23 protein-coding genes and 1 pseudogene are annotated in these 20,809 nt (G+C 45.6%); 21 read left to right on the top strand and 3 right to left on the bottom strand.

Annotated features, from left to right (window positions below):
* Nucleotides 1-17 precede the first annotated feature (17 nt).
* Complete coding sequence (rpoC, locus tag ABXT42_RS10020) at nt 18-4,247, top strand: DNA-directed RNA polymerase subunit beta' (RefSeq protein ID WP_443628007.1); 4,230 nt, start codon at nt 18-20, stop codon at nt 4,245-4,247.
* Nucleotides 4,248-4,406: 159 nt separating this feature from the next.
* Here rpoC and fusA (ABXT42_RS10015) read toward each other — a convergent pair whose 3' ends face one another.
* The gene (gene fusA / locus ABXT42_RS10015) at nt 4,407-6,494 is read right to left on the bottom strand and encodes an elongation factor G (RefSeq protein WP_443628006.1); all 2,088 of its coding nucleotides are present in this window, start codon (nt 6,492-6,494) and stop codon (nt 4,407-4,409) included.
* A 343-nt stretch (nt 6,495-6,837) separates the two neighbouring features.
* Here fusA (ABXT42_RS10015) and rpsL point away from each other — a divergent pair, with 343 nt between their 5' ends.
* The 5 genes from rpsL (at nt 6,838) to ABXT42_RS09990 (ending at nt 11,841) form a co-directional block, all read left to right on the top strand.
* A complete protein-coding gene (gene rpsL / locus ABXT42_RS10010; protein WP_443628005.1) occupies nt 6,838-7,212 on the top strand; it encodes a 30S ribosomal protein S12 in 375 nt (124 codons plus the stop codon).
* Between the two features lie 217 nt (nt 7,213-7,429).
* Nucleotides 7,430-7,900 carry a 30S ribosomal protein S7 gene (rpsG, locus tag ABXT42_RS10005; protein WP_443628004.1) on the top strand — a complete coding sequence of 157 codons (471 nt, stop codon included), beginning with the start codon at nt 7,430-7,432 and terminating at the stop codon, nt 7,898-7,900.
* A 33-nt stretch (nt 7,901-7,933) separates the two neighbouring features.
* The gene (gene fusA, locus ABXT42_RS10000; RefSeq protein ID WP_443628003.1) at nt 7,934-10,027 is read left to right on the top strand and encodes an elongation factor G; all 2,094 of its coding nucleotides are present in this window, start codon (nt 7,934-7,936) and stop codon (nt 10,025-10,027) included.
* Nucleotides 10,028-10,047: 20 nt separating this feature from the next.
* A complete protein-coding gene (tuf, locus tag ABXT42_RS09995) occupies nt 10,048-11,271 on the top strand; it encodes an elongation factor Tu (RefSeq protein ID WP_443628002.1) in 1,224 nt (407 codons plus the stop codon).
* Between the two features lie 174 nt (nt 11,272-11,445).
* Entirely contained in the window at nt 11,446-11,841 is a 396-nt protein-coding gene (locus ABXT42_RS09990; protein ID WP_443628001.1) for a hypothetical protein, read from the top strand.
* Between the two features lie 148 nt (nt 11,842-11,989).
* On the opposite strand, the gene ABXT42_RS09985 is transcribed toward ABXT42_RS09990, so the two are convergent.
* Nucleotides 11,990-12,235, bottom strand: a complete 246-nt coding sequence (locus ABXT42_RS09985) for a hypothetical protein (protein ID WP_443628000.1) — start codon at nt 12,233-12,235, stop codon at nt 11,990-11,992.
* A 122-nt stretch (nt 12,236-12,357) separates the two neighbouring features.
* On the opposite strand from ABXT42_RS09985, the pseudogene ABXT42_RS09980 reads away from it, so the two are divergent.
* From ABXT42_RS09980 to ABXT42_RS09970, 3 genes and pseudogenes are all read left to right on the top strand, one after another.
* Nucleotides 12,358-12,426, top strand: a pseudogene (locus tag ABXT42_RS09980) (EF-Tu/IF-2/RF-3 family GTPase); the annotation flags it as partial.
* Nucleotides 12,427-12,518: 92 nt separating this feature from the next.
* Complete coding sequence (locus ABXT42_RS09975) at nt 12,519-13,118, top strand: hypothetical protein (protein ID WP_443627999.1); 600 nt, start codon at nt 12,519-12,521, stop codon at nt 13,116-13,118.
* Nucleotides 13,119-13,177: 59 nt separating this feature from the next.
* Complete coding sequence (locus ABXT42_RS09970) at nt 13,178-13,915, top strand: DUF2927 domain-containing protein (RefSeq protein ID WP_443627998.1); 738 nt, start codon at nt 13,178-13,180, stop codon at nt 13,913-13,915.
* On the opposite strand, the gene ABXT42_RS09965 is transcribed toward ABXT42_RS09970, so the two are convergent.
* On the bottom strand, nt 13,901-15,025 hold the full coding sequence (locus ABXT42_RS09965; RefSeq protein WP_443627997.1) for a hypothetical protein: 1,125 nt from the start codon (nt 15,023-15,025) through the stop codon (nt 13,901-13,903). The two genes, ABXT42_RS09970 and ABXT42_RS09965, sit on opposite strands and share 15 nt — an antisense overlap.
* A gap of 229 nt (nt 15,026-15,254) precedes the next feature.
* Here ABXT42_RS09965 and rpsJ point away from each other — a divergent pair, with 229 nt between their 5' ends.
* The 12 genes from rpsJ (at nt 15,255) to rplN (ending at nt 20,769) form a co-directional block, all read left to right on the top strand.
* Nucleotides 15,255-15,566, top strand: a complete 312-nt coding sequence (gene rpsJ, locus ABXT42_RS09960; RefSeq protein WP_046483976.1) for a 30S ribosomal protein S10 — start codon at nt 15,255-15,257, stop codon at nt 15,564-15,566.
* 136 nt (nt 15,567-15,702) lie between these two features.
* A complete protein-coding gene (gene rplC, locus ABXT42_RS09955; protein ID WP_443627996.1) occupies nt 15,703-16,341 on the top strand; it encodes a 50S ribosomal protein L3 in 639 nt (212 codons plus the stop codon).
* Between the two features lie 16 nt (nt 16,342-16,357).
* The gene (rplD, locus tag ABXT42_RS09950; RefSeq protein ID WP_443627995.1) at nt 16,358-16,960 is read left to right on the top strand and encodes a 50S ribosomal protein L4; all 603 of its coding nucleotides are present in this window, start codon (nt 16,358-16,360) and stop codon (nt 16,958-16,960) included.
* Complete coding sequence (gene rplW / locus ABXT42_RS09945) at nt 16,957-17,253, top strand: 50S ribosomal protein L23 (protein WP_443627994.1); 297 nt, start codon at nt 16,957-16,959, stop codon at nt 17,251-17,253. Before rplD ends, rplW begins: the two co-directional genes overlap by 4 nt.
* 10 nt (nt 17,254-17,263) lie before the next feature.
* On the top strand, nt 17,264-18,091 hold the full coding sequence (gene rplB, locus ABXT42_RS09940; RefSeq protein WP_443627993.1) for a 50S ribosomal protein L2: 828 nt from the start codon (nt 17,264-17,266) through the stop codon (nt 18,089-18,091).
* A gap of 19 nt (nt 18,092-18,110) precedes the next feature.
* Nucleotides 18,111-18,386, top strand: a complete 276-nt coding sequence (rpsS, locus tag ABXT42_RS09935) for a 30S ribosomal protein S19 (protein ID WP_443627992.1) — start codon at nt 18,111-18,113, stop codon at nt 18,384-18,386.
* A gap of 11 nt (nt 18,387-18,397) precedes the next feature.
* Nucleotides 18,398-18,730: a 50S ribosomal protein L22 gene (gene rplV, locus ABXT42_RS09930; protein WP_443627991.1), complete on the top strand. Its 333-nt coding sequence runs from the start codon at nt 18,398-18,400 to the stop codon at nt 18,728-18,730.
* Between the two features lie 8 nt (nt 18,731-18,738).
* Nucleotides 18,739-19,419: a 30S ribosomal protein S3 gene (rpsC, locus tag ABXT42_RS09925; protein WP_046483968.1), complete on the top strand. Its 681-nt coding sequence runs from the start codon at nt 18,739-18,741 to the stop codon at nt 19,417-19,419.
* A gap of 11 nt (nt 19,420-19,430) precedes the next feature.
* A complete protein-coding gene (gene rplP, locus ABXT42_RS09920; RefSeq protein WP_443627990.1) occupies nt 19,431-19,844 on the top strand; it encodes a 50S ribosomal protein L16 in 414 nt (137 codons plus the stop codon).
* Nucleotides 19,844-20,035 carry a 50S ribosomal protein L29 gene (rpmC, locus tag ABXT42_RS09915; RefSeq protein WP_443627989.1) on the top strand — a complete coding sequence of 64 codons (192 nt, stop codon included), beginning with the start codon at nt 19,844-19,846 and terminating at the stop codon, nt 20,033-20,035. Before rplP ends, rpmC begins: the two co-directional genes overlap by 1 nt.
* 1 nt (nt 20,036) lies before the next feature.
* Entirely contained in the window at nt 20,037-20,300 is a 264-nt protein-coding gene (rpsQ, locus tag ABXT42_RS09910; RefSeq protein WP_443627988.1) for a 30S ribosomal protein S17, read from the top strand.
* Between the two features lie 100 nt (nt 20,301-20,400).
* Nucleotides 20,401-20,769, top strand: coding sequence for a 50S ribosomal protein L14 (rplN, locus tag ABXT42_RS09905; RefSeq protein ID WP_443627987.1), 369 nt, complete (start codon nt 20,401-20,403; stop codon nt 20,767-20,769).
* Nucleotides 20,770-20,809 lie beyond the last annotated feature (40 nt).

The raw sequence follows: 20,809 nt of genomic DNA, 5'->3' as shown, positions 1-20,809 counted from the left end.
TAAGGTAGGAGAAGGCAATGAAAGATTTACTACAATTATTGAAAGCCCAAGGTCATTCGGACGAATTTGATTCGATCCGAATTGGTTTGGCGTCGCCAGAAATGATCCGTTCATGGTCTTTTGGCGAAGTTAAAAAGCCAGAAACCATTAACTACCGTACCTTTAAGCCTGAGCGTGAAGGTTTATTCTGTGCCAAAATCTTTGGCCCAGTAAAAGACTACGAATGTTTGTGCGGTAAGTACAAGCGTTTAAAGCACCGTGGTGTAATCTGTGAAAAGTGTGGCGTAGAAGTTGCACTGGCTAAAGTACGTCGTGAGCGCATGGGACACATCGAGCTGGCTAGCCCAGTGGCACATATCTGGTTCCTTAAATCATTACCTTCACGTATTGGTTTGTTGCTAGACATTACTTTGCGTGACATTGAGCGTGTGCTTTATTTTGAAAGCTACATCGTTATCGATCCAGGTATGACCACACTTGAACGTGGTCAGATGATGAACGATGAGCAGTACTTTGAAGCCATGGAAGAATTCGGCGACGACTTTGATGCGCGTATGGGTGCTGAAGCGATTCAAGCACTGTTGAAAGATTTAGACATGGCACAAGAAGCCATTCAGTTGCGTGAAGATATTCCCGCTACTAACTCTGAAACTAAAATCAAGAAGCTATCTAAGCGCTTAAAGCTAATGGAAGCTTTTTTGGCTTCTGGCAACAAGCCAGAATGGATGGTACTTACAGTGCTGCCTATCTTGCCACCGGATCTGCGTCCATTGGTGCCGCTAGATGGCGGCCGTTTTGCAACTTCAGATTTGAACGATTTATACCGTCGTGTAATCAACCGTAACAACCGCCTTAAGCGTTTGTTAGATTTGAGTGCGCCAGACATTATCGTACGTAACGAAAAGCGTATGTTACAAGAGTCTGTGGATGCTTTGTTGGATAACGGTCGTCGTGGTCGTGCCATCACTGGCTCTAACAAACGTCCATTAAAATCTTTGGCTGACATGATCAAAGGTAAGCAAGGTCGTTTCCGTCAAAACCTATTGGGTAAGCGCGTAGACTACTCTGGACGTTCAGTAATCGTGGTTGGACCATACTTGCGTTTGCATCAGTGTGGTTTGCCTAAGAAAATGGCATTGGAGCTATTTAAGCCTTTCATCTTTTCTAAGCTAGAATTGCGTGGCCTTGCCACTACCATTAAAGCAGCTAAAAAGATGGTAGAGCGTGAAACTGCTGAAGTATGGGACATCCTTGCCGAAGTAATCCGTGAACATCCAGTGATGTTAAACCGCGCGCCTACACTTCACCGTTTGGGCATCCAAGCATTTGAACCTGTATTGATTGAAGGTAAAGCTATTCAGCTGCATCCTTTAGTTTGTGCGGCTTACAATGCTGACTTTGACGGCGACCAAATGGCTGTCCACGTTCCGCTGACTATTGAAGCTCAGCTTGAATGTCGCGCCTTGATGATGTCTACCAACAACATCTTGTCCCCAGCAAACGGCGACCCTATTATCGTACCTTCCCAAGACGTTGTATTGGGCATCTACTTTATGACTCGTGACCGTATCAACGCCAAAGGCGAAGGTATGGTATTTGCAAACGTCGCCGAAGTGCAGCGTGCCTATGGCGCTAAGCATGTCGACTTGCAAGCGATTGTTAAAGTGCGTGTTGTCGAATACATCAAGTCTGAAGATGGCTCAATGGAAGCTTTCAACACTGTAACCCAGACTACTGTTGGCCGTGCACTGTTGTCTGAAATCATGCCTCAAGGTATGCCTTACAGCTTGATTAACAAGACGATGAAGAAGAAAGACATTTCTACAGTAATTAACGCTTGTTATCGTAATGTTGGACTTAAAGAAACGGTTATCTTTGCTGACCAGTTGATGTATACGGGCTTTGCTTATGCGACCCGTTCTGGAGCTTCTGTTGGTGTTAACGACTTCGTTATCCCAGACAAAAAAGCCTCCATCATCAACGGTGCTGAAGATGAAGTGCGTGAAATTGAATCACAGTTTCGTGATGGCTTGGTAACTCAAGGCGAAAAATACAACAAGGTGATCGACATTTGGTCTCGTGCTAACGAACTTGTTGCTGGCGCCATGATGGACAGCTTGAAGAGCGACACAGTGATCAACGCTGCAGGTGAAGAAGTTGAGCAAGAGTCATTCAACTCTGTTTACATGATGGCCGACTCAGGCGCACGTGGTAGTGCAGCCCAGATGCGTCAGTTAGGTGGTATGCGTGGTTTGATGGCTAAGCCAGATGGCTCTATCATCGAAACCCCCATCACGGCTAACTTCCGCGAAGGTCTTTCGGTACAGGAATACTTTATCTCTACTCACGGAGCACGTAAAGGCTTGGCCGATACGGCACTAAAAACAGCTAACTCTGGTTACCTGACTCGTCGTTTAGTAGACGTAGCACAAGATTTGGTAGTGACTGAGGTAGATTGTGGTACCGAAAATGGTCTTACAATGCTTCCAGTAATTGATGGTGGTGATGTACGTGTGCCACTAGGTGACCGTATATTGGGTCGTATGATTGCAGAAGATGTAATCAATCCGACCACCGGTGACGTGTTAATTGCTAAAAACACTCTAATTGATGAAGCTTGGGTTGAGCGTTTAGAGAATGATGAATCACTATCTTCTGTAGACGAAGTGAAAACTCGTTCTCCAATTACCTGTGAAACACGCCATGGTATTTGTTCTAGCTGTTACGGCCGTGACCTAGGTCGTGGTCATCAGGTTAACATTGGTGAAGCAGTAGGTGTTGTTGCTGCACAGTCGATTGGTGAGCCAGGTACTCAGCTTACGATGCGTACTTTCCACATTGGTGGCGCGGCGTCTCGAGCAGCTGCAGAAGATAAGGTTCAAGTTAAGAACGCTGGTGATATCCGCTTACATAACTTAAAAGCAGTAACCCGCACAGATGGCCACATGATCACTACATCTCGTTCTGTAGAGCTAGGTGTGACCGATCAACATGGTCGTGAGCGTGAGCGCTATAAGCTTCCATATGGTTCTTTGATTAAAGTAGTTGATGGTGCACGCGTAGAAGCTGGTGAAGTTGCCGCCTCTTGGGATCCACACACTCACCCCATCGTTTCTGAAATGGCTGGTACAGTGAAGTTTGTAGGATTAGATGAAGGCCTTACTATCAGCCTTAAAACTGATGATTTGACTGGTCTTAGCTCTATTCAGGTGCTTACTGTAGGTGAGCGCCCATCGGCAGGTAAAGACTTACGCCCAATGCTTAAGTTGTTTGATGATGAAGGTAACGAAATCATTAACCCTGAATCTGGAGCGCCAGCTCAATACCTTCTTCCTGGTGGCGCATTATTGTCCATCACCGATGGCGGTAAAGTAGAAATTGGTGATGTAGTTGCACGTATTCCACAAGAAAGTGCAACCACTAAGGACATCACCGGTGGCCTACCTCGTGTAGCTGACTTGTTTGAAGCACGTAAGCCAAAAGAAGCCGCTATCTTGGCAGAAGTCTCTGGTATCGTAAGCTACGGTAAAGAAACTAAGGGTAAGAATCGTCTAGTTATTACGCCAACAGATGGCAGTGACAACTATGAAGAGCTTATTCCTAAGTGGCGCGTACTTAACGTGTTTGAAGGCGAAACAGTAGTGAAGGGTGAAGTAATTGCTGATGGCCCATTCAACCCACATGATATCTTGCGTATCTTAGGTGTTGAAGAGCTAGCGCGTTACATTACTACTGAAGTGCAAGACGTATACCGTCTACAAGGTGTAATCATTAACGACAAGCACATTGAAGTTATTGTGCGTCAGATGTTACGTAAAGTGGATGTAGTTGCCTCTGGCGACACTAACTTGATCAAAGGTGATCAGGTTGAATACACTCGCTACTTAGAAGCTAACGAGAAGATGGTTGCAGAGGACAAAATTGAGTCCCGCATGCAGCGTGTCTTGTTGGGTATTACTAAGTCATCTTTGGCTACAGAATCCTTCATCTCAGCAGCCTCTTTCCAAGAGACTACTCGTGTATTGACTGAAGGCGCAGTAACTGGCAAGAAAGACCACCTACGTGGTCTAAAGGAAAACGTGGTTGTAGGCCGCTTGATTCCAGCCGGTACTGGCTTAGCATACCACTCAGAGCGCAAGCGCAAACGTGCTGAACAACGTGCTTCTGAAGGTGTTTCAACCGTAAGTGCAGAAGAAGTGCAAGCAGCACTAACTGAAGCGCTACGGGCTGAAATGAGCGCTAGTTAGAGCGATCCATTCATAACGAATGAGCGAATAAAAAGCCCGACATGTTCGGGCTTTTTTGTGGGCGCGATAAAGAGCTTCCTGTTAATTTTGGCGCAGTTTTTTAGGCAATAAAAAACCCCGCACTGGTTAAGCCAGGCGGGGCTTTTTTACGCAAGAAGCTTACTTAGCTGCTTTGCGTTCTTTCTCTTCAGCAATAACCTTTTCAGCAACGCTGTTAGGGCAATGCAAGTAGTGTGCAAATTCCATTGAGAACTGACCACGGCCAGAAGTCATTGTGCGCAAGTGGCCAATGTAACCAAACATTTCTGAAAGAGGTACGTTAGCTTTAATGCGTACACCAGTAACGCCAGCTTCTTGGTCGTTAATCATGCCACGACGACGGTTTAAGTCACCAATAACATCACCTACGTGATCATCAGGAGTGTATACGTCTACCTTCATGATAGGCTCTAGCAACTGTGGGCCAGCCTTAGGCATAGATTGACGATATGCGCCTTTAGCAGCAATTTCAAAAGCAATCGCTGAAGAGTCAACTGCGTGGAAGCCACCGTCAACTAACTCAATTTCTACGTCTAGAAGAGGGAAGCCAGCTAGTGGTCCTTCTACCATCATAGTACGGAAACCCTTCTCAATCGCTGGGAAGTATTCCTTAGGTACGTTACCACCTACTACAGATGACTTAAAGATGAAGCCAGATCCTGTTTCGCCAGGAGTAACAATGTAGTCGATCTTGCCGTATTGGCCAGAACCACCAGATTGCTTCTTATGGGTGTAGCTGTCTTCAAGCTTAGTAGTGATGGTCTCGCGGTAAGCAACCTGTGGTTGGCCTACAATAAGATCTACGCCGTAAGTACGGTTAAGAATGTCTACTTTGATGTCTAGGTGAAGCTCGCCCATTCCTTTAAGAATGGTTTCGCCTGAATCTTCGTCTGTTTCAACAATGAAAGAAGGATCTTCTGCAACCATCTTACCAATGGCTATACCCATTTTCTCAGTAGAGGCTTTATCCTTAGGAGTAACAGAGATAGAGATTACTGGCTCAGGGAAGATCATCGGCTCAAGCGTACATTCGTGCTTTGGATCACATAGAGTGTGTCCAGTTTGTACGTTCTTCATGCCTACGATAGCGATAATGTCGCCGGCTTGAGCTGAGCTCAATTCAGTGCGCTCATCAGCATGCATTTCTACCATGCGTCCAACACGTTCGCTTTTGCCAGTGAAAGAGTTAAGAATGGTGTCGCCTTTCTTTAGCGTACCCGAGTAGATACGTACGAAAGTAAGTGCGCCGTAACGGTCATCCATAATCTTAAACGCCAAAGCGCGCAGTGGCTCTGTAGTTGAAACAATGGCAAACTCACCATTCGCATCGCCAGTTTCTTTGTCTGTCAAAGGCTGTGGGTCAACTTCTGTAGGTGATGGAAGGTAGTCGATAACCGCGTCAAGAACCAACTGTACGCCTTTGTTCTTAAACGCAGAGCCACAGTAAGTTGGGAAGAAATCTAGTGCGATAGTACCTTTACGGATACAACGCTTGATTTCATCTATAGAAGGTACTTCGCCTTCTAAATAAGCTTCCATAAGGTCATCGTCTTGCTCTAGGGCAGTTTCGATAAGCTTCTCGTGGTATTCGTCTACTAGGTCAACCATATCTTCTGATACGTCTAACACTTCAAAATTTTCTGGAAGACCGGTGTCATCCCATACATAAGCTTTCTTGGTTAGTACATCAACCATACCCACGAAGTTTTCTTCTGTGCCGATAGGTAAAGTCATTACTAGTGGAACAGCAGCTAGTACGCTTTCGATTTGGCCAACAACGCGCAAGAAATCTGCACCCATACGGTCCATCTTGTTAACCAAGATGATACGAGCTACTTCAGATTCGTTAGCATATCGCCAGTTAGTTTCTGATTGAGGCTCTACGCCGCCAGAACCACAAAATACACCCACGCCGCCGTCAAGTACTTTAAGCGAACGGTATACTTCTACAGTGAAGTCTACGTGTCCAGGCGTATCGATGATATTCATGCGATGGTCTTTCCAGAAACAAGTCGTTGCTGCAGACTGGATAGTTATTCCGCGCTCAGCTTCTTGAGTCATGAAGTCTGTAGTGGATTCCCCATCATGCACTTCACCTGTCTTATGGATTTTACCCGTAAGTTTAAGAATACGTTCTGTGGTAGTGGTTTTGCCCGCATCTACGTGAGCAAAAATACCGATATTACGGTATAAGTTTAAGTCAGCCATGAGGGCTCCAGTTAGTTACAGTCTTAAAAAAGTCGCCGTATTGTACAGGAATGGCTAGCTGATATCGAACTAAAACGGACGAAAATGTCACCTATGTGAGGTTAATTAACGAAGTTTTACACTTTTTGTTTGTTTTCTCCGGATGTGGGTCAAAATTAGGGTTTAATTAGCCTTGTAGGTTGAAAATAGGGGTCTGCTTGCTTGACGCTACTCCACCAAAGCGAATATAATTCACCGCCCGAAATTGGCAGGCAAATATAGTCCTGTGTATTTTTGGGTATTTCGGCGGTGCTAGCAAATAGGTTGTTAGTGTTGTGCCGATGAAGAATGTGGAGTTTGCATAATGGCAACAGTTAACCAGTTGGTTCGTAAGCCTCGTAAGCGTAAAATCGTAAAGAGTGATGTACCTGCACTACAGGCATGTCCTCAACGTCGTGGCGTTTGCACAAGGGTTTATACAACCACCCCTAAGAAGCCTAACTCTGCTCTACGTAAAGTATGTCGTGTGCGTTTGACAAACGGTTTTGAAGTTACCTCCTATATTGGTGGTGAAGGTCATAACCTACAAGAGCACAGCGTTGTATTGATCCGTGGCGGTCGTGTAAAAGACTTGCCAGGTGTTCGTTACCATACAGTACGTGGTTCTTTGGATACATCCGGCGTGAGCGATCGTAAACAGAGTCGTTCTAAGTACGGTACTAAGCGTCCTAAGTCTTAAAGAAACTTTCCTTAGTTGATCACTGCTTTAAAACAGTAATCAGCTAGGACGGGCAGCTGTTATGTATGTGTAATGCGTAAGTAGCGACTGTTAGCCACTCTGCTTTTTAGCAGGTGGCCATAAGACTTATCGAGAACCGATAAGAGTAAGGTCAGGTAAGCACTTAATAATGAGTGTTAATTCCTGAACATAACCTGAAGTATATTTGAGGCCAATCATGCCAAGAAGAAGAGTTGTCGCCAAACGTGACATCCTGCCAGACCCTAAGTTTGGCAACGTCACCCTAGCCAAGTTCATGAACCATGTCATGATCTCAGGCAAGAAGTCAGTTGCAGAGCGTATCGTTTACGGTGCTCTAGAGAAAATCGTTGAGCGTAAAGGCGGCGATCCACTAGAAGTATTTGAAGCAGCGTTAGAAGCTATCCAACCTATGGTCGAAGTTAAATCTCGCCGTGTAGGTGGTGCAACTTACCAAGTACCAGTTGAAGTACGTCCAGCACGTCGGTCTGCCCTAGCTATGCGCTGGTTGGTAGATTACTCACGCAAGCGTGGCGAAAAGTCTATGGCTTTACGTCTTGCTGGTGAGATTTTAGATGCTGCTGAAGGCAAAGGTGCTGCGGTTAAGAAGCGTGAAGACGTTCACCGTATGGCTGAAGCTAACAAAGCCTTCTCTCATTTCCGCTTCTAAACAAAGCTGATCGCAGAGAAAAGAGAGAACTGTATGGCTCGTAAAACACCAATAAATCGATACCGCAACATTGGTATCGTGGCTCACGTAGACGCGGGTAAAACCACGACTACCGAGCGTGTTTTGTTTTACACTGGAAGGTCCCATAAAATCGGTGAGGTGCACGATGGTGCAGCCACAATGGATTGGATGGAGCAAGAACAAGAGCGCGGTATCACCATCACATCGGCGGCGACTACCTGTTTTTGGAAAGGCATGAGCCAGCAGTTCGAAGACCACCGCATCAACATTATTGATACCCCAGGGCACGTCGATTTCACTATAGAAGTTGAACGTTCCCTGCGGGTATTAGATGGTGCGGTGGTAGTATTATGCGGGACTTCCGGCGTTCAGCCGCAGACAGAAACCGTATGGCGTCAAGCCAACAAATATGGCGTACCGCGCATGGTATTTGTCAACAAAATGGACCGAGCAGGTGCTGACTTCCTTATGGTAGTTGAGCAGCTTAAGGAACGTCTTGGTGCCAATGCTGTGCCGATTCAGCTAGCCATTGGTGCAGAAGACGAATTCAAGGGCGTTATCGACCTTGTGCGTATGAAAGCCATTATGTGGAATGAAGAAGACCAAGGCATGACGTATGAGCTGGAAGATATTCCTGCTGATATGCAAGACGAGGCCGACCAATTTCATGAAGAGCTAGTAGAAGCCGCAGCCGAAGCAGACGATGATTTAATGGAAAAGTACCTTGAACAAGGCCAGCTATCTATTGAAGAAGTTAAAGCTGGGCTACGCAAGGCTACGCTGGCCAATCAGATTGTGCTGGTGCATGCTGGTTCTGCATTTAAGAACAAGGGTGTACAAGCGGTGCTGGACTCAGTGGTTGAGTACATGCCCTCACCAATCGAAGTAAAGGCTATTGAAGGCACACTAGACGACGGAAAAGGCACATTGGCAACTCGCGAAGCTGATGATAGTGCCCCGTTTGCTGCCTTGGCATTTAAGATCGCTACGGACCCATTTGTGGGCACCTTAACGTTTATGCGAGTCTACTCAGGCGTATTGAAATCTGGCGATCACGTGTTTAACTCTGTTAAAGGTAAGCGTGAACGTGTGGGTCGTATGGTGCAAATGCACGCTAACGACCGTGAAGAGATTAAAGAAGTACGTGCTGGAGATATTGCAGCGGCCATCGGTCTTAAAGACGTCACCACAGGCGATACTCTGTGCTCAGTGGAGAACAAAATTGTTCTTGAGCGTATGGAATTCCCCGAACCTGTTATCTCTGTAGCTGTAGAGCCTCGCTCTGTGCCTGATCAAGAGAAAATGGGTGTTGCACTTGGTAAACTTGCTCAAGAAGATCCGTCCTTTCGAGTGAGAACCGATGAAGAAACAGGCCAAACTATTATTGCTGGTATGGGTGAATTACACCTTGATATCATCGTTGATCGTATGCGCCGAGAATTTAGTGTTGAAGCCAACATAGGTAAGCCACGTGTGGCCTACCGTGAAAAGATTCGTGCTACCGTTGATGCCAATCATAAGTTTGTGCGTCAATCTGGTGGTCGCGGTCAGTATGGTCACGTGGTTATTGAATTTAGCCCTTCTGATGAAGAAGGCTTAGAGTTTATTAACGAAATCGTGGGTGGTGCTATTCCTCGTGAATACATCCCAGCTATACAAAAAGGAATTGAAGAGCAAATGAAAAATGGTGTAATAGCCGGCTATCCTTTGTTGGGGCTTAAAGCCCGTTTGTATGACGGTTCCTTCCACGACGTTGACTCTAACGAAATGGCCTTTAAAATCGCCGCTTCTCAATGTTTGAAGAAGTTTGCTCAATTAGCCGACCCATGTTTGCTAGAGCCGATGATGAAGGTTGAAGTGGTAACCCCAGAAACGAACATGGGAGACGTGATGGGAGACCTGAATCGTCGTCGTGGGATAGTTCAGGGAATGGATGACAGCTCTGCTGGTAAAATCATCAATGCACAAGTGCCATTGGGTGAAATGTTTGGTTATGCTACTGATTTGCGTTCTGCAACTCAAGGCCGTGCCAGCTACTCTATGGAATTTGAATGCTATTCAGAAGCGCCTCAGAATATTGCTGAAGCGGTAACTAATCAAGCCTAACTTTTTAGAGGATTCTACTCATGGCTAAGGAAAAGTTTGAAAGAAATAAGCCGCACGTAAACGTCGGCACCATTGGTCACGTTGACCACGGTAAAACTACATTAACAGCTGCATTGACTCGTGTTTGTGCAGAAGCGTTTGGTGGAGAGTTGAAAGACTTTTCTCAGATTGACAACGCCCCTGAAGAGCGCGAGCGTGGTATCACCATCGCCACTTCACACGTTGAATATGATTCTGCAGAACGTCATTACGCCCACGTTGACTGTCCAGGACACGCTGATTATGTGAAAAACATGATCACTGGTGCTGCACAGATGGACGGAGCTATTTTGGTATGTGGCGCAACTGACGGCCCAATGCCTCAGACGCGTGAGCACATCTTGTTGTCACGTCAGGTAGGTGTACCTTTCATCGTAGTATTCCTAAACAAGTCTGACTTGTTGGCTGAAGATTGCGGCGGCGCAGACTCAGAAGAATACGCTGAGATGTTAGAGCTTGTTGAAATGGAGCTTCGTGAGCTTCTAGACGAGTACGAATTTCCAGGCGACGACACGCCAATCATCCCAGGATCTGCTTTGATGGCATTGAACGGCGAAGATGAAAACGAAATGGGTACTACTGCAGTGCGTAAGTTAGTTGACGCACTAGACAGCTACATCCCACAGCCAGAGCGTGCGATTGATGGTAACTTCATCATGCCAATCGAAGACGTTTTCTCAATCCAAGGCCGTGGTACTGTTGTAACGGGTCGTATTGAGCGCGGCATCGTAAACGTTGGTGACGAAGTGGAAATGATTGGTATCAAAGATACTACCAAGTCTACTTGTACTGGTGTTGAGATGTTCCGTAAGTTGCTTGACGAAGGTCGTGCAGGCGAGAACGTTGGTGTACTACTACGTGGTACTAAGCGTGAAGACGTAGAGCGTGGTCAAGTACTAGCTAAGCCTGGTTCAATCACTCCACACACCAAGTTTGAAGCTGAAGTATACGTGCTAGGCAAAGACGAAGGCGGACGCCACACTCCTTTCTTTAAGGGATATCGTCCACAGTTCTACTTCCGTACTACAGACATCACAGGTGCTTGTGAATTGCCTGAAGGCGTAGAAATGGTAATGCCTGGTGATAACATCCAAATGGTTGTTGAGCTAATTAACCCAATCGCAATGGATGAAGGTTTACGCTTCGCTATTCGTGAAGGTGGCCGTACTGTTGGTGCTGGTGTTGTAGCTCGTATCCTAGCTTAAGCGCTAACATATAAGCTGTAAAAAAAGCCTCCTTGGTGCATATCAAGGGGGCTTTTTTGTGCCTGTAAATTAGCTAAAGTTAAGCCAAGAAACAGAAGCAAAAAAAGAAGCAAAAAACAGGCGAATAAAATTTCATGTGCTAGTTTTAATAGACTCTATTAAGGAGCAGGAAACATGAATTACTCAAAAGGTATTATTACCGTTTTATTGTTTGGCTTGATGCAGGCATGCTCATCCCTATTACCTTTGGATGTGTCTTATTCAGGCCCCGAAAACCCAACATTTACAGAAGCTTTGGCAGTCCAAGACTGGAAAAGAGATGAATATGCCACAGGCCAAAAGCGTAAAGGCTATAAGGCGTTTACCATATCTACAGAGGCTGGAGACACTATCTTTGCTACAGGTTTTGCCGACGACAAAATAACTGAGCAAGCAGCTTATTATGAAGCACTGCTTATGTGTCGTCATTACAGTAAAGGAGATGGGCAGTGCAGTGTGATTGAGTGCACTGAAAGCATTTGCAGTAGCGGCTTGTTTTGGACAATCTTTTCGGTTAGCCAGACAAACTAGCTAAGCCAATGCCGAACAAGACGTGTTAAACATGTGTGAGACGCGACGCCATGCCTCAGACCGTTGTTGCACCGTGCTTGAAAGCGAATAAAAACCTGATGCTGGGTTTTAGTGGGCTGTCTTTCAGTCCTTTGATGTAAAGGATTATTTATGAGCTATTGATAGCTGTTAATCTATTAAGCTCAAAAGTGCCTAAATAAGACCAGTGCCCATTAATGATAATGTCCACCCTATGAGGGCCGGCAAAGTGAGTGCGTGTAGTAAGGTTGGCTAGGTTCAGCTTTTTGCTTAGCGACTTTTGCTCTAAAGGCGCTAGCTGCAATTGACTCCACTTAAATACCTTAGGCCTAGGCTTGCCATTAGCTTTAATGTAATCCACTGCAAAATCTACCATTAAGGCTTTACTAGCTTCCCTTCGTTGCAAATAAAGGCATTTTAGGTGAAGGATTAGCCTGCAAATCTAACAAATGCCTGGCCCACGGTAAATGAGCTCGAGTGCCTTCAAGCACGAGCGGCCCTTTCTTTAAGGAATATCGTCCACAGTTCTACTTCCGGACTACAGATATCACAGGTGCCTGTAAATTAGCTAAAATTAAGCCAAAAAACAGAAGCAAAAAACAGGCGAATAAAATTTCATGTGCTAGCTTTAATACACACTATATTAAAGAGCAGGAAACATGAATTACTTAAAAGGCATTATTACCGTTTTATTGGTTGGCTTGATGCAGGCATGCTCATCCCTATCCCCTTTGGATATGTCTTATTCAGGCCCCACAAACCCAGCATTTATAGAAGCCTTAGCAGAGCAAGGCTGGATAAGAGATGAATATACTACATACCAAAAGCGTAAAGGCTATAAGGCGTTTGCCATAGCTACAGATGCTGGAGGAGCTATTTTTGCCACAGGTTTTGCCGATGACAAAGTAACTGAGCAAGCAGCCTATAATGAAGCACTGCGTATGTGTCGTCATTACAGTGAAGGAGATGGTCAGTGCAGTGTGATTGATGAGCAAGGCTCACAAGAAAGAAGTGGGCTTACCCAAAAGCAAATAGACACCGCACCCAAGGAGCTAATAGCTCATCGTGATATTGTCCGCTATGTGAAGTATAAAAAAGCCAGTGCTCCCAAAGCATTTGCAGTGGCGGCTTGTTCTGGGCAATCTTTTTGGTTAGCCAACCAAACTACACAAGCTAATGCCGAACAAGAAGTGTTAAACATGTGTGAGACGCACCGCCATGCCTCAGACCCTTGTTGCACCTTGCTTGAAAGCGAATAAAAACCTGATGCTGGGTTTTAGTGGGCTGTCTTTCAGCCCTTTGATGTAAAGGACTATTTATGAGCTATAGATGGCTGGATTCATTAGATGACGTGATCGAAGCGAAAAAGCTTTCCCAATTATTGTTACTGCTTTTATTGGCTGTGCCTATAACACTAGCCCACAGTTCAGATAAATATCAATATGAGTATTTTGAAAGCCAGCTTGGTTATTTTAAAGAGCTTACATTAGGCCAGTATGCTGATAACAATGATCAGAGGATTTGGAAATGGGTGAACGACATAAGCATATTTGTGAAAGGAGACATCTCTACTTTATTGAGCCGTGACTTAGATTCACTCATTTCAGAAATTAATCATATGATCAGCCCAGTCCAACTAAGAAGGGTGGGTTCTGAGGAGCAAGCCAACTATTTTATTTTCTTAGGTACAGTCACAAATTATTTAAATTCTGAACCCCTTATTCCACCCGAGTTAAGAAGCAAGGATACTGCTTATTTTATAGATGCTAATTCAGACTATGAAATTATTACCGGCTCAATGAATATTGATCCAACTATATTTAAAACCAATCTACACAAAAAATTTGTTCTTAGAGATCTATTATCTAAGTCATTGGGAATTTCATTTGAATCTCCACAATATGCAGACAGCGTTTTTGCTGCGCCTCCATTTAAGAAATTAACGATAAAGTACTCTACCTTTGATAAAACCATCATCAGTAAGCTCTACAATGAATGTGTTAAAGCAGGTATGGACAAATTTCAATTGGATCATGCTCTACTAAATGGCTGTTAATCTATTAAGCTCAAAAGTGCCTAAATAAGACCAGTGCCCATTAATGATAATGTCCACCCTATGAGGGCCGGCAAAGTGAGTGCGTGTAGAAAGGTTGGCTAGGTTCAGCTTTTTGCTTAGCGCCTTTTGCTCTAAAGGCGCTAGCTGCAATTGACTCCACTTAAATACCTTAGGCCTAGGCTTGCCATTAGCTTTAATGTAATACACTGCAAAATCTACCATTAAGGCTTTACTAGCTTTCCCTTTGTTGCAAATAGTAGCGTTTATTTGTACCGACTCACCTATCTTGGCTTGCGCAGGTGCAATGGAGCCATGGCTTAGTGTGATGCCTTGTGCGTCTTTATAACCAAGTAGTGCGAGAGCTTCTGGCTCGCAACGTTTAATGGCATAGCGCAGTGCATAGTTTATTACCCAATCTCGATTTTTGTTGCTGCGTTTTTGCCATTGCGTAAGTAAGGCATAAACACGCTTTGGGTGATCTTTGACAATGTCATTTAAATTATTAGCCACAGAGCGCCTAACATATAGTTCAGGATCGTCTTTTAATGCTTCAAGCAAAGGCATAATAGGTGATGGATCAGCCTGCAAATCTACCAAATGGCTGGCCCAAGGCAAGCGAGGCCGAGTGCCTTCAGACACGAGTCGCCGTATATGGGGATTAGCGTCTTTAATCCAATCTTGGAACAGGTCAAAACATTTTTCAGGGTATCGTTGGATAAATGCACGAATACTAAACTCGGCACTAAAGCGCTGGGTTATTTCATATTGAGCGGCCATAGACTCATCAAAATAGTCCAAACCATACTTACTTACAAACAAACTAAAAGGCAGGTGCAAAAAACTAATATCACTAAAGTCTGTGGTGGAAGGGTGCACGGGGCCAAGGCTTTGTAACAAAATATCAACCGCAGTGGGATAGTCTTTTGGCAGGTGCTGGTGCAAGCATTGTGCTACCCAGTGGCAGCGGGGCATGAGTTCTAGCTCATCATAGTGGGCTACAAACTGCTGTATAAAAGCAGCTGTATTAAACGCGGGCATGTTTACGCTAATGCGGTTAGCTATCTGCAGCACCATGGCTGGGCCTGCAAGGTGCTTTAAAGGAGCAGCCATAAAGCCAAGTGTCTTAGAGTAAATGATAGTATTGAGTATAGGTCAATTCAATAATACAGGCGTTGCTTTTTTGCGCCCGGCCTACTGTTTTTGATGGGTTCCTATAGTTGCATCTGGGGTGTTAATCCCGTACAATCCCGTACCCATTTTATTTGGGCCAGAAGGTTTTTTCTTTTTGGCGCGGGAATGGGCTAGATTTAAACCCGTTTAAAGAAGGTTGTAGTCGATAATGCAAAACCAAAAAATCCGTATTCGGTTGAAGGCTTTTGATCATCGTCTGATTGATTCTTCTACGTTGGAAATCGTAGATACTGCTAAACGCACTGGCGCGCAGGTTCGTGGTCCTATCCCACTGCCTACTCGTAAAGAACGTTTTACAGTATTGACTTCACCGCACGTCAACAAAGACGCGCGTGATCAATACGAAATCCGCACCCATAAGCGTGTTCTAGACATCGTAGACCCTACAGAAAAAACTGTAGATGCTTTGATGAAACTAGACCTAGCTGCGGGCGTAGATGTTCAGATCAGCTTGAGCTAATCGAATCGTAGTGCCGAAAGGCAGCGTGGCAGCGCTTTAAATCTGCATAACATTATTATTTTCGTGTAATTGACGTGTATCGTCAGCCGTAGTGGGTAAGCAGCCCCTTGCACAACTGGCAATTTGAGGTAATACAATGACTATTGGATTAGTCGGACGGAAGGCGGGCATGACCCGTGTATTCACCGAAGCAGGTGATTCCGTGCCAGTCACCGTTATCGAGGTTGATCCTAACCGCGTAACGCAAGTGAAGACAGCAGATACTGACGGCTATGCAGCTATTCAGATTACTGTTGGCGAACGTCGCGCTTCACGCGTTACTAAGGCCGCTGCAGGCCATTTTGCTAAGGCAAATTCTGCTGCTGGTCGTGGTCTATGGGAACTGCGCAATGTTGATGGCGAAGAAGTCTCTGTTGGCGATAAGCTAACTGTTGAGCGTTTTGAAGCTGGACAGAAAGTGGACGTAACAGGCCAATCAAAGGGTAAAGGCTTTCAGGGCGGTATCAAGCGGTGGAATTTCACCATGCAAGATGCAACCCACGGCAACTCACTCTCCCACCGTTCTATCGGATCTATTGGTCAGTGTCAAACCCCCGGTCGTGTCTGGAAAGGCAAGAAAATGGCGGGTCATATGGGCTCTGAACAAGTTACTACCCAATCACTAGAAATCGTTCGTGTCGACGCAGAGCATAACTTGCTGTTGATCAAGGGCGCTGTTCCTGGTGCACCAGGTGGTGATGTGATCGTTAGACCTACCGTCAAAATCCGTCGGTAAGGCTTAGGAGAATATCATGAATTTAAATCTTGTCGCAGGTGGTTCAATTGAAGTGTCCGAAGTAGCCTTTGGTCGTGACTTTAATGAAGCGCTTGTTCATCAAGTAGTAAACGCATATCTAGCTGGCGGCCGTCAAGGTACTCGCAAGCAGAAGACCCGTTCAGAAGTGAGCGGTGGCGGTCGTAAGCCCTGGAATCAGAAGGGAACAGGTCGTGCGCGTGCTGGTACTATCCGCAGCCCAATTTGGGTTGGTGGTGGTCGTGCATTTGCAGCTCGCCCTCAAGATCACTCACAAAAAGTGAATCGCAAGATGTACCGTGCTGCGATGCAATGCATCTTAGCCGAGCTAGTACGTCAAGAGCGTTTGATTGTTGTTGAAACTTTCGAGCTTGCTGAAGCTAAGACTAAGTCAATGCTTGTTAAGCTTGCTGAGTTTGATGCTACCGACGCGCTAATTGTGACTGAAGCTGTAGAAACGGGGCTATATTTAGCCGCTCGTAACATTCCTAAGATTGACGTTGTTGATGCCGCTGGCATTAACCCTGTTAGCTTGGTCGGAAGCGAGAAGGTTATTATCACCGTTGCTGCTCTGAAGAAGATCGAGGAGTTGCTAGGATGAACCAAGAACGCATTTATCAAGTACTGCTAGGCCCACATATTTCTGAAAAAGCCACAATCGTCGCTGACGACGGTGGTCAGGTTGTTTTCCGCGTTGCCGCGGATGCGACTAAGCCAGAAATCAAAAAGGCTGTTGAGCAGTTGTTCGAAGTTAAAGTGGCGTCTGTTCGCGTGCTTAATGCTAAGGGTAAGACTAAACGTACCCGTTATGGCGTTGGACACAAAGACAACATCCGTAAGGCGTATGTACGCTTAGCGGAAGGCCATGACATCGATTTCATCGCTGAGGCGTAAGGAGAAGCACATGTCAGTAGTTAAGTGTAAACCTACTTCTCCGGGTCGTCGTCACGTCATTAAAGTCGTACACGTTGATCTACACAAGGGCAAGCCATACGCTCCTTTGTTAGAGAAGAAGTCAAAGTCTGGCGGTCGTAATAATAACGGCCGTATCACTACCCGTCATATCGGTGGTGGTCATAAGCAGCATTATCGTATGGTCGATTTCAAACGCAATAAAGATGGCATTCCAGCCACTGTAGAGCGTATTGAATACGATCCAAACCGCACTGCAAATATCGCACTTGTGCTATATGCAGACGGTGAACGTCGGTACATAATTGCCTCTAAAGGCATGAAGGCTGGTGATCAAATCATCTCTGGTGCAGATGCACCGATTAAGAGTGGTAACACCATGCCTCTACGCAACATCCCTATGGGTAGCGTAGTGCACTGCGTTGAAATGAAAGTAGGTAAGGGTGCGCAAATCGCTCGTTCTGCTGGTGCCTCTGTGCAACTAGTAGCTCGTGAAGGCGATTACGCTACATTACGTCTACGTTCCGGCGAAATGCGTAAAATTCGCGTTGAGTGTAAAGCCACTCTAGGTGAAGTAAGCAACTCCGAGCATAGCCTTCGGTCATTGGGTAAGGCTGGCGCCTCCCGCTGGCGTGGTGTTCGTCCTACCGTTCGCGGTGTGGCAATGAACCCAGTTGATCACCCACATGGTGGTGGTGAAGGTCGTACTTCTGGTGGTCGTCACCCTGTTTCACCATGGGGTACTCCTACTAAGGGATACAAAACTCGTAGCAACAAACGCACCGACAAACTTATTGTTCGTCGTCGTAACGCTAAATAACTAGAAAGAGGATACGGCTGTGCCACGTTCACTAAAGAAAGGTCCATTTATCGACCTTCATTTGTTGAAAAAGGTTGAGACTGCAGTTGAGATGAACGAACGTCGACCAATTAAAACCTGGTCTCGTCGCTCGACGATCTTCCCTAATTTTGTAGGGTTGACGATTGCAGTCCATAACGGACGCCAACACGTACCTGTTTTCGTAACTGAAGACATGGTAGGGCATAAACTAGGCGAATTTTCTGCTACAAGGACCTATAAGGGCCATGCAGCAGACAAGAAAGCCAAGCGTTAATGGAGAATATGATGGAAGTCACCGCAAAACACATGGGTGCCAGAATATCTGCTCAAAAAGCGCGTTTGGTTGTCGATCAAATTCGCGGAAAGCGTGTTGATGAAGCACTTACTATTCTAGCTTACAGCCCAAAAAAGGCTGCTCAGTTAGTAAAGAAAGTGTTGGATTCAGCAATCGCTAATGCAGAACACAACAATGGTCTAGACGTTGATGAATTAGCAGTAGTTACTGCGTTTGTTGACGAAGGTACGACTATGAAACGCATCAGTCCACGCGCCAAAGGCCGTGCGGACAGAATTTTGAAGCGTTCATGTCATATCACTTTAAAAGTCGCTGAGAAATAGGAGCTACCATGGGACAGAAAATACATCCTACGGGTATTCGTCTTGGTATTGTGAAGGACCATACCTCTACTTGGTATGCGAACCGCTCTGCTTACGCGACTAACCTGTTGCAGGACTTGAAAGTTCGTGCCTTCTTGGAGAAACGCTTAGAGCGTGCTTCAGTAAGTCGCATCGAAATCGAGCGTCCTGCACAAAATGCACGTATTACAATTCACACGGCTCGCCCTGGTATCGTTATCGGTAAAAAAGGCGAAGACGTAGAAAAGCTACGTAATGAATGTTCTAAGATGATGGGCGTGCCTGTGCACATCAACATCGAAGAAATTCGTAAGCCAGAATTGGATGCGAAACTCGTTGCACAAAGTGTAGCTGGCCAACTGGAGCGTCGGGTTATGTTCCGTCGTGCCATGAAGCGCGCTGTACAAAACGCCATGCGTCTGGGTGCCGAAGGCATCAAGATTCAGCTAGGCGGTCGTCTTGGTGGTGCTGAAATAGCACGTTCTGAGTGGTATCGTGAAGGTCGCGTACCATTGCACACATTCCGTGCAGACATCGACTACGCACCCTATGAGGCTCATACTACGTATGGCATCATCGGCGTTAAAGTGTGGATCTTTAAAGGCGAAATTCTAGGTGGTTTGGACGAAGTCCGCGCTGCTAAGAGCAACGCTGCGAAAAAAGCTAAATAGGGGATACTGTAATGTTGCAACCTAAACGCACAAAATTCCGCAAAATGCATAAAGGCCGTAACCGCGGTCTTGCACTTCGCGGAAGTAAAGTAAGCTTTGGTGAATTTGGTCTTAAGGCTACTGGCCGTGGCCGTATTACCGCCCGTCAAATTGAAGCGGCACGTCGTACTATGACGCGCCACATCAAACGTGGTGGTAAAATTTGGATCCGAGTTTTCCCAGACAAGCCGATTACTCAAAAGCCTCTTGAAGTTCGTCAAGGTAAGGGTAAGGGTAACGTTGAATATTGGGTTGCCCAAATTCAGCCAGGCAAAGTCTTGTTTGAAATGGAAGGCGTTTCAGAGCAGTTGGCTACCGAAGCGTTTACGCTTGCTGCAGCTAAATTGCCACTCGCTACCACTTTTGTTAAGCGGACGGTGATGTAATGAATTCTGTTGAAATGCGTGAAAAATCTGTTGATGAGTTGAAAGTGTCTTTACTGGACCTGTTAAAGGAACAGTTTAACCTTCGTATGCAAAAATCTTCAGGTCAGCTTGGTCAGTCTCATTTGTTGGGACAAACGCGTCGCGATATCGCCCGCGTAAAGACTATTCTTAACGAAAAGGCAGGTAATTGATATGACGGCTACTGATCAGTCTCGTCTCGCCACTGGCCGGGTTATCAGCAACAAGATGGAGAAATCCATTACTGTTCTGATTGAACGTCGCGTTAAGCACCCTATTTATCATAAGTATGTGAAGCGTTCTACTAAGCTTCATGCACATGATGAAAACAATGAGTGCAACACCGGTGACCTGGTAACTATTGGTGAAACACGCCCGATTTCAAAGACTAAGTCTTGGTCTTTGGTAAAAATTGAAGAAAGCGTCGCAAAGGTGTAGAATACCTGCCTCGCTTCTAGGGTTCCCCAATTTCGGACGCCTAAATTAGAGTTTTCTGGTGAAAGCGAATGAAATTGGCCCTTATAGTTTGGAGTAAACAATGATTCAAACAGAATCAATGCTAGACGTTGCTGATAATAGCGGCGCCAAGCGAGTACAGTGCATCAAGGTACTCGGCGGTTCTCACCGTCGTTACGCAGGCATCGGCGATGTCATCAAAATTACTGTTAAGGAAGCAATTCCTCGCGGTAAGGTGAAAAAAGGCCAAGTGCTTAAAGCTGTTGTAGTACGGACCCGTAAAGGTGTACGTCGTCCGGATGGTTCTATCATCCGTTTTGACGTTAACTCAGCTGTGTTATTAAACGCATCTGACGCCCCTATCGGCACACGTATCTTCGGCCCAGTAACGCGCGAGTTACGTACCGAGAAATTTATGAAAATTATTTCCCTGGCACCTGAAGTACTTTAAGTCTCCTTTTTGGAGTCTAAACTAGCTATTTGCACAATAG

Origin of the sequence: Candidatus Njordibacter sp. Uisw_002, assembly GCF_047730155.1 — a bacterium.
Classification (GTDB): domain Bacteria; phylum Pseudomonadota; class Gammaproteobacteria; order Pseudomonadales; family Balneatricaceae; genus Njordibacter.
This window is presented reverse-complemented; position numbering and strand designations above follow the sequence as displayed.

Bases quoted from the DNA above. Each gene is read 5' to 3' on its own strand.
- rpoC (WP_443628007.1), top strand. From the start codon at position 18: ATGAAAGATTTACTACAATTATTGAAAGCCCAAGGTCATTCGGACGAA.
- fusA (WP_443628006.1), bottom strand. From the start codon at position 6,494: ATGGCTGACTTAAACTTATACCGTAATATCGGTATTTTTGCTCACGTA.
- rpsL (WP_443628005.1), top strand. From the start codon at position 6,838: ATGGCAACAGTTAACCAGTTGGTTCGTAAGCCTCGTAAGCGTAAAATC.
- rpsG (WP_443628004.1), top strand. From the start codon at position 7,430: ATGCCAAGAAGAAGAGTTGTCGCCAAACGTGACATCCTGCCAGACCCT.
- fusA (WP_443628003.1), top strand. From the start codon at position 7,934: ATGGCTCGTAAAACACCAATAAATCGATACCGCAACATTGGTATCGTG.
- tuf (WP_443628002.1), top strand. From the start codon at position 10,048: ATGGCTAAGGAAAAGTTTGAAAGAAATAAGCCGCACGTAAACGTCGGC.
- ABXT42_RS09990 (WP_443628001.1), top strand. From the start codon at position 11,446: ATGAATTACTCAAAAGGTATTATTACCGTTTTATTGTTTGGCTTGATG.
- ABXT42_RS09985 (WP_443628000.1), bottom strand. From the start codon at position 12,235: ATGGTAGATTTTGCAGTGGATTACATTAAAGCTAATGGCAAGCCTAGG.
- ABXT42_RS09975 (WP_443627999.1), top strand. From the start codon at position 12,519: ATGAATTACTTAAAAGGCATTATTACCGTTTTATTGGTTGGCTTGATG.
- ABXT42_RS09970 (WP_443627998.1), top strand. From the start codon at position 13,178: ATGAGCTATAGATGGCTGGATTCATTAGATGACGTGATCGAAGCGAAA.
- ABXT42_RS09965 (WP_443627997.1), bottom strand. From the start codon at position 15,025: ATGGCTGCTCCTTTAAAGCACCTTGCAGGCCCAGCCATGGTGCTGCAG.
- rpsJ (WP_046483976.1), top strand. From the start codon at position 15,255: ATGCAAAACCAAAAAATCCGTATTCGGTTGAAGGCTTTTGATCATCGT.
- rplC (WP_443627996.1), top strand. From the start codon at position 15,703: ATGACTATTGGATTAGTCGGACGGAAGGCGGGCATGACCCGTGTATTC.
- rplD (WP_443627995.1), top strand. From the start codon at position 16,358: ATGAATTTAAATCTTGTCGCAGGTGGTTCAATTGAAGTGTCCGAAGTA.
- rplW (WP_443627994.1), top strand. From the start codon at position 16,957: ATGAACCAAGAACGCATTTATCAAGTACTGCTAGGCCCACATATTTCT.
- rplB (WP_443627993.1), top strand. From the start codon at position 17,264: ATGTCAGTAGTTAAGTGTAAACCTACTTCTCCGGGTCGTCGTCACGTC.
- rplV (WP_443627991.1), top strand. From the start codon at position 18,398: ATGGAAGTCACCGCAAAACACATGGGTGCCAGAATATCTGCTCAAAAA.
- rpsC (WP_046483968.1), top strand. From the start codon at position 18,739: ATGGGACAGAAAATACATCCTACGGGTATTCGTCTTGGTATTGTGAAG.
- rplP (WP_443627990.1), top strand. From the start codon at position 19,431: ATGTTGCAACCTAAACGCACAAAATTCCGCAAAATGCATAAAGGCCGT.
- rpmC (WP_443627989.1), top strand. From the start codon at position 19,844: ATGAATTCTGTTGAAATGCGTGAAAAATCTGTTGATGAGTTGAAAGTG.
- rpsQ (WP_443627988.1), top strand. From the start codon at position 20,037: ATGACGGCTACTGATCAGTCTCGTCTCGCCACTGGCCGGGTTATCAGC.
- rplN (WP_443627987.1), top strand. From the start codon at position 20,401: ATGATTCAAACAGAATCAATGCTAGACGTTGCTGATAATAGCGGCGCC.